The sequence below is a fragment of the Candidatus Chloroploca asiatica genome, from assembly GCF_002532075.1.
GTDB lineage: Bacteria > Chloroflexota > Chloroflexia > Chloroflexales > Chloroflexaceae > Chloroploca > Chloroploca asiatica.
The window spans coordinates 23,407-36,836 of sequence record NZ_LYXE01000123.1 but is presented as its reverse complement, the minus strand read 5'-3'; the positions used below and the strand labels follow the sequence as shown (position 1 = coordinate 36,836).

At 59.6% G+C, this 13,430-nt stretch carries 9 protein-coding genes; all 9 read left to right on the top strand.

Going from position 1 to position 13,430, the window contains the following annotated elements; translation table 11 throughout:
- Positions 1-174: 174 nt before the first annotated feature.
- The 9 genes from A9Q02_RS24330 to A9Q02_RS16180 all read left to right on the top strand — a co-directional run bounded on the left by A9Q02_RS24330 (position 175) and on the right by A9Q02_RS16180 (position 13,262).
- The gene (locus A9Q02_RS24330) at positions 175-420 is read left to right on the top strand and encodes a hypothetical protein (RefSeq protein ID WP_172451057.1); all 246 of its coding nucleotides are present in this window, start codon (positions 175-177) and stop codon (positions 418-420) included.
- Positions 392-1,009: a DUF1294 domain-containing protein gene (locus tag A9Q02_RS16210; RefSeq protein WP_172451055.1), complete on the top strand. Its 618-nt coding sequence runs from the start codon at positions 392-394 to the stop codon at positions 1,007-1,009. Before A9Q02_RS24330 ends, A9Q02_RS16210 begins: the two co-directional genes overlap by 29 nt.
- A 1,560-nt stretch (positions 1,010-2,569) precedes the next feature.
- Positions 2,570-3,991, top strand: coding sequence for a sensor domain-containing diguanylate cyclase (locus tag A9Q02_RS16205; RefSeq protein ID WP_097654128.1), 1,422 nt, complete (start codon positions 2,570-2,572; stop codon positions 3,989-3,991).
- Between the two features lie 817 nt (positions 3,992-4,808).
- Entirely contained in the window at positions 4,809-5,861 is a 1,053-nt protein-coding gene (locus A9Q02_RS16200; protein WP_097654127.1) for an alpha/beta hydrolase family protein, read from the top strand.
- A 99-nt stretch (positions 5,862-5,960) separates the two neighbouring features.
- Entirely contained in the window at positions 5,961-8,279 is a 2,319-nt protein-coding gene (locus A9Q02_RS16195) for an ABC transporter permease (RefSeq protein WP_172451053.1), read from the top strand.
- A 3-nt stretch (positions 8,280-8,282) separates the two neighbouring features.
- A complete protein-coding gene (locus tag A9Q02_RS24325) occupies positions 8,283-9,047 on the top strand; it encodes an ABC transporter ATP-binding protein (RefSeq protein ID WP_172451051.1) in 765 nt (254 codons plus the stop codon).
- Positions 9,048-9,435: 388 nt separating this feature from the next.
- On the top strand, positions 9,436-9,675 hold the full coding sequence (locus A9Q02_RS16190) for a type II toxin-antitoxin system Phd/YefM family antitoxin (RefSeq protein ID WP_097654126.1): 240 nt from the start codon (positions 9,436-9,438) through the stop codon (positions 9,673-9,675).
- 266 nt (positions 9,676-9,941) lie between these two features.
- Positions 9,942-10,502, top strand: coding sequence for a plasmid pRiA4b ORF-3 family protein (locus tag A9Q02_RS16185; RefSeq protein ID WP_097654125.1), 561 nt, complete (start codon positions 9,942-9,944; stop codon positions 10,500-10,502).
- Positions 10,503-11,012: 510 nt separating this feature from the next.
- Positions 11,013-13,262, top strand: coding sequence for an alpha/beta hydrolase family protein (locus A9Q02_RS16180; protein WP_097654124.1), 2,250 nt, complete (start codon positions 11,013-11,015; stop codon positions 13,260-13,262).
- The last annotated feature ends 168 nt before the right edge of the window (positions 13,263-13,430 follow it).

Sequence of the window (13,430 nt, the reverse complement as noted above, 5' to 3'; positions counted from 1 at the left end):
TGCGACGCTGGTTGCATGCACATGCTGCCAAATAGAGCGTATGTTTGCATCCGGTTTCGTATGATGCAATCGCCCTAACGCCCCCCAGCGCTGGGGTAGACGCTGATGCCCATACGGTGGTAGACTAAAACATGGCTTCAGTGATGGTTTGAGACAGAAAAAAGAAACAACACGATGGCTGAATTCAAATGCGGTTATTGTGGCGAACGCTTTGCGGGCGCCGCCATCGCACAGGCCCATGCCAATGGGTGCGCGGCGCAACCTAGCCCCGCTTCGCTGGGCGCGACGACCGGGCTGATCTATGCCTGCACCGCATGCGGTGCCGTCTTTGCCAACGCGGAGGCGGTGCAAACGCACACCACGCAGTGCCCTGAAAGGAAGCGTGCCCCGTATGTCGCGCAGATCGAGCGTACCCCGTAGCCCGGCGCATCCGCTGGCCCGCCGTCAGCGCGGGGTCATCCGTACCTGGAAGGCCGCGCAGGGCTATGGCTTCCTTGCCCCCGAGCACGGCGGCGAGGAGGTCTTTGTCCACATCACGGCGGTCGTCGCCGGACGGCACCGCCTCGGCCCCGGAAGCGTGGTGGTCTATGACCTGGGCCGCGATGCCCAGCAGCGCCTCCGCGCAGTCAACGTCCGTGTCGGCCCCGGCCTCGGCACGTCGCTGCGCCTCGCCATCCTCGCCAGCAGCTTCTTTCTGCTCGCCGTCGGCGTCATCAGTTGGCTCGGTTTGCTGCCCCCCTGGATCGTGCTGGCCTATGTGCTGCTCAGCGGGTTCACGGCCCTCGTCTACCGCTTCGACAAGATCCAGGCAACCCAGGGCCAGCGGCGCGTCCCTGAAGCGACGTTGCACCTGCTCGACGCCCTCGGCGGCTGGCCGGGGGCGCTGATCGCGCAGTGGGCGCTGCCGCACAAAACCCGGAAGGCGGCCTACCAACTTACCTTCTGGCTGCTGGTGGGTTTGCACCTGCTCGGGTTGGCCGGGGTGGTCTGGGTGGTGGGGCGATTTTGAGTGGAGCCGCAGCGCACACCACCCCGATCCCCCGCACCCGCTTCCGCGCCATCCTCCGCTCATGTTGCGACGGCGGGCCCCTCCGCATCGGCACGCTAAATGTGCTGCTGACAGCCTGGCCGCATCCATAGCGGCCCACCCGAAGGCCAAGCAAAGGGCGCGATCATTCAGGGAAGGAGGCGGAAGCTCACACGTGCTGTGACCAGGTGGCAGTGACAAACACAACTCATCACCTCGATAGACCGCGTTCCCTTGTGATTGACATTCACTACCGCCAATGCACCATCCACCAGGATCGGACGAAACACGCGGACTGGCAAAGCCCAGGCTTGCGCCCCATAAGCATGCAAGCCATCCACCTTGTCGCGTCATGGAGTTGGTAACACGAAGCTCGGCGCAGGGCCTCTTGGGGGCGCGGCTCGCGAGGGTTGCGCCGAAGGCGGTGAGGGCCACGGGGCCGACGTGTCGTCGTTCCCTGCTTCTGAGCCGGGCGTTCTGCGACACGATCCGTGGCCCCCCCGTTGTGAACGCTTTTGCGTGCGTTGCCCATGCCCCGCTTGCTCCGCACCGGCCTTTTAGCCCCAATACCTTGCAAAGAAGGCGATTGTTTTGACGCAAAGGTGCAAAGGCGCAACGTTTTTCGCGTACGTGAGCGAACCCTTCGCGCCTTCGCGTGAGCTTATTGGAAAAGTATTGCTTTTAGCCCTCGCGCTTGTGGGCGATCTTGTTGCTCCCAGGCGAGTCTTGGCTGGATCAGCTTTTGCGCGGCATTTCTTGCTGGTTCTTCACACGTTGTTAGCGCATGGTAATGGATTCGGTGCTCCCGCTGTGATATGGTAGCGTGCAAGGAGCATTCAGGCCACGCGAGGCATCGTGTTCACGATCTACGCTATACGATAGTTCGCCCCCGACCTGAAATGTCTTAACCGATGACCAAAGACAACGAACAGCAGAGGTGCTGGAATCGTGGTTGAACCCTCGCTTTGATTGCACGTGAGTACACTAGGCTTTTCGACCGTCCATTCGATGGCGCGCGCTTCATTGAGCGGATACGCCGCAACTATCTTGCGCTTCTCAAGAAAGACAGCAGCGAAGATGGCAACTCAATCCCCATTTGAGCACTCACTACACGATTGGAAAAAAACGAAAGTGGGTTTCGCGTCGACGAGTTTCTTGTCGACATGGAATCACTATCGAAAGGTGAGAGTGGTCAGATACCCACCGCGAAAGCAGGTGGGCGTGTGCGCGCTCCTTCGCCCGGAGGCGACGCAGCACAAGAGGCCGTCTGACGGGCGGCCCTGCCCAACGAAAGGTGTCGTGCGTGGCGCAGACCGTCAACCTTTTACCCGGCAGCGGGCTCTCTGCCGGAACTCCCGAAGGTTCAGTTGGCAACGTGCAAACCGTGGCTCGTGGTGCGCACCACGAGTGCCTTCGCACATCTGAGCGTAGGATATCAGCATTCGCATGCCCATGCAAACGTGCGCTAAAGGGGGCGAAAGCCGGGGCGTTCCTCCCACCGCGAGAAGCGGGTGGGAGGAACGCCCTCAAGGGTAAACACCTATGAACTGGCACGACGAGACCCAAGATCAGCTGCTCACGATCGAACAGGCGCGGCAGCAGACCGAGAAGCAGCTGCAGGTCAGCGAGGAACGATATCGTCTGCTGGCCGAGAACGCATCGGATGTCATCTGGACCATGTCGCTGGATGGTCGGATCACCTATATCAGCCCTTCGGTGGAGCGACTGCGCGGCTTCACCCAGGAGGAGGCAATGCAGCAGACCCTTGAGGAGATCCAGACGCCCGAGTCTCAGGCGATCACACTGGCTTATTTCTCGCGCATGGCGGGTCGCCTCCAAGCCGGGCTCCCTCCGGAGTATGCACGCTACGAGCAAGAATATCGCTGTAAGGACGGTTCAACCATCTGGTGCGATGTCCACGTCTTGCCGGTTCATACCGCGGACGGTGCCACAGTGGAAATACTCGGGGTGTCGCGGGACATCACGGCCGTGAAGCGTGCCGAGAGCGAGGCGAAGCGCAGCGAGGAACGCCTGCGCAAGATGCTCCAGCATCTGCCGGTCGCCGTCGCGGTGGCGAACTTGCAGGCGGATCAACGGATTCTTTACCGCAATACCGCATTTGATCAGATTTTCGGCTGGACTCCGCAGGAGATTCCGACCCACGAAGCTTGGTTCGTGCGGGCCTATCCGGAGGAAGACTATCGGCGCACCGTGCTCAACAAATGGAATGTGGCGATCGCACAGGCAGCCGCCCAGCAGGGGCATGTGACGCCTCACGAGTTTCGCGTGACGAGCCGGAACGGGCAGGTCAAGGATATCGTCATCGGCGGCACGATCCTCGACGACCAACTGATCTGCTCCTTCGTCGACATCAGCGAGCGTAAGCGGTTCGTGGCGGAGTTGGTCCAGGCGCGGGACGCGGCAGAAACGGCGAATCGCGCGCTCCAGCAGGCCAACGCGGAGCTTCAACGACTCGCCGTCACAGACCGCCTCACCGGCGTTTGGAATCGGGCCTATTTCGAGGAGGCGGTCGCGGCGGAACGCACGCACGCCGTGCGCTACGACATGCCGTTGTCGCTGCTGATGCTCGATCTCGATCATTTCAAGGTGATCAACGACACCTATGGCCATCTCGTCGGTGACCGGATCTTGATCGAGTTAACCCGTCTTATCGGCCAGCATCTGCGCACGGTCGACATCCTGGTTCGTTGGGGTGGCGAGGAGTTCGCTCTCCTGATGCCTCACTGCGGAGCGACCGAGGCGCTGCACGCGGCGGATCGGCTGCGGGTCATCATTGCGAACCATTCATTCCCCGAGGTCGGCGCAGTCACCGTGAGTGTCGGTGTTGCCGAATTTCAGCCCCAAGAAAGCGTTCATGCCTGGATCAAGCGGGCCGACGATGCGCTCTACCAGGCTAAGTCCGGGGGCAGAAACCGCGTTTGCCGTTGCGATCCTGAGAACTGATGCACCGCTGCAATGCCTGCCTGACGGGTTGCCTGCCGAAGCTGACCATGTTGGTCGTCGGGTGCGTCGGGATGGTCAGTCGGCGGAGTCACGTTGAGCGGGCCGCCCCAGAGATGCCCGGGTTTCGCCAGTGCTTGGGGGGGTTTGTCGCTCGTTCGTTGCTCTGCGTTCCGCTGCGGCCTCGGCGGTGTAGCTCCAGCTTGTTGACGCGACCCCGGCAGGTACAGGCCCGCGGGCTGTTCACGCTGCGGCTCGGGCTGCGGCGGAACAACGACGAGGCTCCGCTGCGAGCCTAGGACGCGGTGGCAGTGCAGGCACCGGTTTCGGGTGCCGACCCGCGCTCACACCATCATGCGCAGCCCACCAGGATCACCGACGTTGCGAGCGCAGGCCCCTGCGCTGGCATTCAGAACTGGGCTTGGCGAGAGAGCGATGCCGCATCAGAACGGGCGAAACCCTGCACCTGGGGCGATGTTGCACGAATCGTGGCTATACCCCAAGAACGGCGACGCCCAGCCGCTGCGCGACCAGACAATCCAGTCACACTGGGCGGTGTACTGTGGCAAAGCCAGGGTCGCATGCTCGCTTGTTGCGCAGAGCCCAGCTTGGTTTTGTGCCTACCGGCGCATAATATGGTGACGCAATGGTGTTGCCCCGACGTGCTTTCCCGTCTATACTGACGGCATGGCCGTTCAGCTTCTCCAAACCAAATGCTCCTTGCCGCCTCCATGCGCCAACGGCGTTGCCCGTGCGCGCCTGGGTGAAACGCAAGTCCCCTACGCCAACTTCGAATTGACTGCATTCCCTCATCCTCGCTATGAAAACAAAAACCAGAAAATCTAAAACTATATGGGCATTTGTTGCTTTACCTGCTTTCTTTTTGGCAATGTATCTCCTGCTTTTCCCACCCTACCAGCCGATGGATGTGACCGGGCCTTATACCATCGGAACAGAACGTTATACCTACACTGATGAGAAGCGCACTGAAAACTATTCTGACATCGGGGAAAATCGCCAGGTCAACGTGGTTTTCTGGTATCCCGAAGGCACAGGCGGGGTTGAACTCTATCCACTGGTTGTCTTTTCGCATGGCGGGCTTGGCACAGAAACCAGCAACGAGTCCCTGTACCGCGAGTTGGCAAGCCATGGCTATATCGTCGGCGCTATCGGCCACCCTTATCACGCCTTCTGGACAAAAAGCGAAGATGGGCGCACGACTTTTGTAAGTCGAGCATACTTCGCCGAACTCCAACGGGAGGATGCCGGGCGCGACAAAGAACAAAGTTTTCGCTACTACCAGAGCTGGATGGGAATCCGCACGGCTGACATTCATTTTGTACTTGATACCATCCTGGCCCGGGCTGCTGGCGGCGCGGATGGCGTGTATGCGCTAGTAGATGGCACGCGAATCGGCGTCATGGGACATTCCCTCGGCGGTTCGGCGGCCTTGGCTATCCCGCGCCAAAGGGATGATGTCGTTGCTGTGATTGCACTGGAGTCGCCGTTTTTCTATGAGATTATCGGCGTGGAAAACGGAGAGTTTCTCTGGCTTGACAAGGCTTATCCTGTCCCGGTCTTGAACATCTACTCGGATAGTTCCTGGAGCCATCTCTCCGCATGGCCGCAATATGCCCGCAATGCGGCTTTGCTTACCGACGCTCCGGAGACTGCCGTCAGCCTGCACCTGCCCGGCGCGGGGCATTTTTCCCTGACCGACCTGGCGCTTGCCAGCCCCCTGCTGACGAGGCTGCTGGAAGGCGGGCAGCCCAATCATGACCGGGTGGGATACTTGCAAGAGGTAAACCGGGCTTGTCTCGAATTTCTCAACCGTTATTTGAAAAACCCTGCTGAAACTGCGGAGATAAAATGATGCATCTGAACGATTGCCAACGTGAAATGTTGCTTGGCTTTGCCTTTGCCAGACGGCATGTTGTCTTGCGGGAAGAAGCAAAATAAACAGAGGTGACCGATGTATTACCGACTACTCCGTAACGATATGCTCAACAGCAAGGCCATCACCCTGACGACCATGCTGTTTGTTGCGGCGGCAACTATGCTGGTTGCGCTGGCGGCGATCCTGGTCGTTAACCTGGCGGGCGCGATTGATACCATGATGACGCAGGGAAAAACGCCCCACTTCATGCAAATGCACGCCGGTGAAGTGGATCTGGCGCGGCTGACTGCTTTTGCCGAACAGCATGAGGATGTGGCCGATTTCCAGGTGATTGAATTTCTCAACGTGGACGGCGCGCAGTTTGTATTTGCCGGCGGCTCGCTGGCCGGCACCATCCAGGATAACGGGCTGGTGGTTCAGAGTGAAAGATTCGATTTCCTGCTTGACCTCGATGGCAACCTCATCACGGCCGCAGACGGGGACATTTATCTCCCGATCGCCTACATGCAGGATGGAACCGCCAAAATTGGCGATACCGTGACCGTAGCCGGGAAGCCACTCACTATTGCGGGGCCTCTCCGCGACTCGCAAATGCAACCCATGCTCGCCTCGTCCAAGCGCTTTTTGGTCAGTCACAACGACTTTGCCGCACTGAGGCCGTTCGGCAGCGTGGAATACCTGATCCAGTTCCGGCTGCATGACCTGGACAGGTTGAGCGCATTCGGGACGGCCTACACCGCCGCGGGACTCGAAGCCAACGGGCCAGCCATCACCTATCCGCTGTTCAGAATGATGAATGCCATTTCCGACGGCCTGATGATTGCGGTCCTGCTCCTGGTTAGCGCCCTGGTGGTGGCCATCGCCTTCCTGTGCATCCGCTTCACGCTGCTGGCGAAAATCGAGGACGACTACCGCGAAATCGGGGTGATGAAAGCTATCGGGCTGCGCGTGTCCGACATCAAGAAAATCTACCTGACCAAATATGTCGCCATCGCGGCGGTGGGCAGCCTGCTGGGGTATGGACTTTCCTTTGTCTTTCGGGACGCGCTGCTGACCAACATCCGGCTGTACATGGGCGAAAGCGCAAATGCTACCCTGGCGCCGTTGTTGGGGATTATCAGCGTCCTGCTGGTATTCCTGGCAATTAGCGCCTATGTGAACGGCGTGCTGGGGCGGTTTCGCAAAATTTCCCCGGCGGAAGCCATCCGCTTTGGGATTTCGCAGGAAAAAGCGGGCGGGGGGCGGCGTTTCCACCTGAGCATGAACAAACTGCTCAGCACGAATATTTTCCTCGGCGTCAAAGATGTGCTTGTCCGCAAAAGCCTGTATGCCACTATGTTGGTGGTGCTGGCGCTGGCGGCATTTATCATCATCGTCCCACAGAATTTGCACAACACCATCGCCTCCAACAGTTTCATCACCTACATGGGCGTTGGGGACAGCGACCTGCGCATTGACATTCAGCAGACCGACCAGATCGCCGAAAAAGCGGCGGAAATTGCCGCGGCGATGGCCAATGACGTAGCCATCTCCAAATTTGTTGTGCTGACCACCAAAACCTTCCCCGTGCAGCTGGCTGACGGCTCGGAGGAAAGCCTCAAGGTTGAACTGGGCGACCATGCGGTCTTTCCGCTGACCTATATTCAGGGGCGCGCCCCCGCGGCGGAGAACGAAATCGCGCTTTCGGTGATGAACGCCAGAGAAATGGGCAAAGAGGTGGGGGATGTCATCACGCTGATAATCAACGGGCGGGAGACAATACTCACGGTCTGTGGTGTCTATTCCGATGTGACCCACGGCGGCAAATCGGCCAAAGCGGTGTTCGCCGACGACTCGGCGGACACCATGTGGAGCGTCATCACCGCCGAGTTGACAAACCCGGTGCTGCTGGATGAAACGGTTGCCGCCTACGCGGACAAGTTCGCTTTCGCCAAAGTCTCGGACATTGATGAATTTATCCGGCAAACCTACGGCGGGACGATCAGCGCTATCGGCAAGGCTGCTTATGCGGCCGTCGGCATTGCGCTGACGCTCATCGCGCTGATCACCCTATTGTTCATGCGCATGTTGGTCGCCAAAGATAGATACGCGATTGCGGTGATGAAGGCCTTTGGTTTCACGAACGCGGACATCAAGGCGCAGTACATGGCGCGTTCGGTTTTCGTCCTGATCATTGGCATCTTGCTTGGCACGCTGCTGGCAAATACGCTCGGCGAGGCGCTGGCGGGGTTGGTGATTGGCTCGTTTGGGGCGGCCTCCTTTAAATTCATCGTCAACCCAGGCTTTGCCTACCTGCTCAGCCCCCTGCTGATGGCGGGTGTGGCGCTGGCCGCGACAATCCTCGGCACCCTGGACGCAGGACATATTAAAATTTCTGACAACATCAAGGAGTAAGCCATGCACCAGCTTATTACCAGCGAAAAAATCACCAAGTCTTTCGGCCTGGGCGCGGAAAAGCGCAACGTCCTCGACGGTATCTCGGTGGACATCCGCCAGGGCGAGTTCGTCGCCGTGATGGGGCCTTCCGGTTCGGGAAAATCCACGCTGCTGTATGCCCTGAGCAGCATGGACAGCGTGGACAGCGGCACAGTCACCTTCGACGGCGCGGATTTGTCGGCGCTGAAGGAAAACGAACTGGCCGACCTGCGCCGCACCAAAATGGGCTTTGTCTTCCAACAGCCGACGCTGCTCAAAAACCTGAACATCCTCGACAACATCATCCTGCCGTCCATGCGCGACGGCCGTAAAAATGGTGCGCATCTGGTCGCCAAAGCCAGGACGCTGATGGAAACAACCGGCATCGCCGAGCTGGAAAACCGCGACATCACCCAGGCTTCCGGTGGGCAGCTCCAGCGGGTGGGCGTCTGCCGCGCCTTGATGGGCGACCCGAAAATTATCTTTGGCGACGAGCCGACCGGCGCGTTGAATTCCACCGCCGCCAACGAGATTATGGCCCTCCTGGCGCAAATTCATCGCACTGGCGTGACCATCTTGCTGGTGACGCACGATGTCAAAGTGGCCGCCAAAACCGGTCGAGTACTGTTCATCCTGGACGGCAAGATTGCGGGCGCATACCTGCCCGGCGTATATGATGAAACCCGCGACGACCTCAAAGCCCGCGAGGAAAGCCTGACTACCTGGTTGGCCGGAATGAAGTTCTGAATTTCAGGAGCCGTTAACGCCCTCCTGATCCTCTTCCTGGCCCTGCTGCCCGGCGTGAGAACGTCTCTGGGCGCAGCTTGTGGCACTAGCGGGCGGGGCCTTGCTGCCCGTTCAGTTCGCGCTGTTGTTCATATTTGCCTTTGGTGGTGCAGGCCCATGTGTCTGTGCCGAAGCCTGCGATCGTGAGCCGGCGCTGGAGCCTGGATAACCGCTTAAGCCATCCACGATAGCAGAAGATCCAAGCGCCATCGCCCAGGTGATGCACGTATTGCACGACTGTGGTAGCATGATGCAACCCCGCCGCACGCCTCCGTTGAGGGGGCCCTGGTTGTTTTGATCGCCAGGCGCCTTGCGGTGGAAGTGCAATCGAGAGGAAGGAAGCAACCTGATGACATCTCCAACCAAGCATTTTTTTGACATCGACCTGCAGCATGGCGTGCTGCCGGTCTCAAAAGCGGCCAGTTCGCTGGCATCGATGATCCGGCGCTCGGCTCAGAATCAGCGCCCCGTCGTGATTACGCAGAAGGGGAAGCCGACGGCGGTTTTGCTCTCCATCGAGTTGTTTGATACGCTGCGGGCACGAGTGGCGGCGGCGAGCAAGCCCGCTGCTGAGCCGCAGGAGGGGTAGGGAAAGAGCCAGGCCCCTTCTTGTCTTGACGCTGATATGATCGTCGCTAAGACCTACTTTGCTGCCGCAGGGCTACGCTGAACATGGCAGAACTTGGGTTCCGCAGGTTCAGCGTAGCCCTATTTCATGCCGGGGACTCTCTTCTCGAAATGCATGATGTACTGTATATTGTCATGTATATCTGGGATGGTACGGGATGCCAGTCCCTGGTGGCGTGAGCATATAGATCAGCGCTGTTGTGCTCGAAGTTGCCTATGGAGGGTCAGATGCCCCGTAAAGCCGCTGCGGTTCCGAGCCGTATTTACCAACTGAAGATTAGCCTCAAGGATAGCAAGCCACCGATCTGGCGACGGGTCGAGGTTGCCGACAACGTCACGTTGGCAACGCTACACATGATCATCCAGACCGCAATGGGTTGGACAGACTCGCATCTGCACATGTTCAGCGTCGGACGGGTCGCCTACGGTGTGCCGAACCCAAACTATGACGAGGATGTCCGCGATGAGCGTCGGTTCAAGCTGAACGATCTGCTCACCGCGCCCAGGCAGAAGCTGAGCTACGAGTATGACTTTGGCGATAGTTGGACCCACGAGGTGCTGCTCGAGAAGCTACTTGCCCCCGAGCCAGGGGTGAGCTATCCGCGTTGCACGGCGGGGAAACGGGCCTGCCCACCCGAGGATTGTGGCGGGGTCTGGGGCTACGCCAATTTCCTGGAGGCGATCAGCGATCCGGAACACCCCGAGCACGAGGATCTGCTGGAATGGATTGGCGGTGAGTTCGATCCCGAGGAGTTTGACCTCGCTGCGGTGAATGAGATGTTGCGCTAGGTGACTCGATCGCGTAGAAGGGTCAGACGTAGTCGTTCAGGGGCCGATCCTACCGCCCCGCTATGGCGTGCGCCTCGTTGTCAAGCCCGCGCACGCGGGGAAGTCAGGGCAGGGGTGGCGCTGAAATGCACGCAAGCCACGTCATTGCCACGTACACGGGAAGCCATGTCTGGGCCGTGCGCCGACCATGGTGTGGCCCACCCCGCTTGCGGCGGGAGGCTCCCTCAGGCAGCGATGCGCGAGGTTGGTGCCACCATTTTTGTGGTGGGAGCGTCCTGGGAGTGTGGGCCGATGTAATCTGGTGGCCCGCTGATGCGATCCTGTGGTGTATGATGTGGCGTGCCATCGGGAGAGGTATGATGTCATGGCAAGGGCGCAGTCGCGACCATGATTGTAGACTCTCCCAGGCATGGTGGTGGCCGCTGATTCGGCCCGACGGGGTCGGTTCGGTGACATGGGATCGATGCTACAATTTGGTTCTGGCATCAGTTTAGACGGAGATGTGTTGCGATGCCTCACTCAGTGCGCGCATCACCTGAGACAAGCCCCAGGCCGACCGACGTTGCCGAGCGGGCTTCGCCATGGGTGGTTGCCTTCGAGCGTTTTGGCAGTGGTGTGATGTGGGCGGCCATTGTGGTCACTGCGTTGCTGGCGGTTGAAGTTGATCTTGGCCTCCCGCGCTTGCTGCTGGCGGTTGTGGGGGGCTTTTTGGGTTTTGCGTTCCTCGCGGCGGGCGAGGGGCTGGTTGTGCTGTTGTGGAAGGTGTTGGGATGGCTCTTTGCGCGCCTGAGCTTTGCCCACGGGACGCAGTTTTTGCGTCTTGTACCGCCCGTGCCGCTCGGTCGCATCTTGGGGGCCTTTGTCTTTATTGCTGGCGACCTGCTCTGGCCGAACAGTTTCCTTCAGCAGATTGTCTTGCCGGTGGTCGGTGAGATCGCCATTGTTCTGGCCGGGTTCACGGCGATGTCGGTTGCCCTGGCGCGGATGAAGGGCCGTTCCCGTCTGGCTCAATTCGCACTCGTTGGTCTGCCTATGGCGCTGATCCTGGCGTTCGTGTTTTGGGTGGTCAATCCAGGGTTTGCGGGGTATCTGGCACCGCTGCCGGAGCCATCGGCCCGCCCCAACCTCGCATTCGCCAACCCTGGTCAATCTGGCCCCTATACTGTCACGCGCCTCACGTATGGTCGCGGGCAGAGCAACCATCGCCCAGAGTTTGGCGAAGCGGCGCTTCTCATGACGCCACCCGTAGATGGTAGACCCATTTTTGGTGGTTACAGCGGCCTGAGCGCATCGTATTACCAGTGGTACTGGGGCTTCGACTACAGTCAACTCCCCTTAAACGGCACCGTCTGGTATCCAGCGGAGGATAGCGGGCCGGCACCCCTGGTACTCATCGTGCATGGCAACCACGCGATGAGTAGACCCTCTGACCCTGGCTATGCCTACCTGGGCGAGCATCTGGCGAGCCGGGGGTATATTGTCGTCTCGGTTGACCAGAACTTCCTCAATGGACTGCTCTTCATGGATGGCGCGAATGCGGAAATACCGTTGCGTGCCTGGATGCTGTTGAAGCATCTGGAGCAGTGGCGCTTGTGGAACGAGACACCGGGCAATCCCTTTACCAGACGGGTCGATCTCGCGCGGGTGGCGCTCATCGGCCATTCACGTGGCGGGGAAGCCGTCGCCTGGGCAGCCGAGATGAACGCGCACGATCTCCCTGGCCTGACCGACGCGGACACATTTGGCTTTGGCGTGCGCGGCGTGGTTGCCATTGCCCCTTCTGACGCCTACACCGGGCCATACGACCGAAAGCCGTTGCTCGAGCGGACCAGTTATCTGCTGCTGGGGGCGGGACATGACGCCGACACCTATCTGCTGTACGGGCAGCAGCAGTTCAGTCGCCAGCGGCTCGCGGCGAACGCAGAGGGCTTCAAAGCGTTGGCCTATGTCTATCAGGGCAATCATGGGCAGTTTAACAGCGTCTGGGGTGATCGCGATCGAGGTTTGTACAACTCGTGGCTCTTAAATCGGGCCCCGCTGCTCAGCCAGGCAGCGCAACAGCAAGCGGCGAAGGTCTTGATCACCGCCTTTCTCGACGCAGCGATAGGCGGTGAAGCAGTGTACCTTGAGCTCTTTCGCAATCCAGTCACCGGGCTTGCCTGGCTGCCTGAAACGATCATTGTCACACAATACCAGGACGCCTCTTTTCGTCGCATCAACATCATTGGCGGCGCAGCGGTTGCAGGCAGCGGTCTTTTTGCCACACAAGAGCCGCTTATGCTGCGCGACGGCGTAACGAGCCAGGGCATCCAGGCATTGCATCTTAGCTGGAGCGCCGGGTCACAGCCGCAATACGCGGTACCGCTCGCCCCGCGCCAGGTTGCCGATTGGCAGCTCACGCCGGATCACGTCCTCACCCTGGCCCTGGCCAGCGTGCCGGGCGCACCGATGGCAACGGGCATGGTGGTGGAGGTTGAAACGTCTCTTGGAGAGACAGCGCGCCTCCCATTAAGCGTATCTGGGCCAATCCTACCAACGCTCCCTGCCCATCTCGTCAAGGCCAACTGGCTCGCCGGGATGAACGGCTTCCCCGCCAAGATCGCCCCTGAAGAGATCGTCCTGCAGAGCTACAGCCTACCGCTAGCGGACTTCCAGGCGGCCAACCCCGCGCTGGTACTCGACCAGATCCAGACCATTCGCTTCGTGTTCGACGGCAACGCAGCCGGGGCTATCTATCTGGCTGAGGTGGGGGTGGAGTAGCTGAAAATAGAGCAAATCCAGTCTGATTTTAGTAATGGGTATTGACATATTATTGATTGTTTGATAGCATAAATCCACGCCATCAAACAATCAATATTTTCTATGTTTAGCTGCGTAAGCAGACTCTTACTGTCTCTTGAAAACGCCAGCCTATTAGAGTTGCAAGCC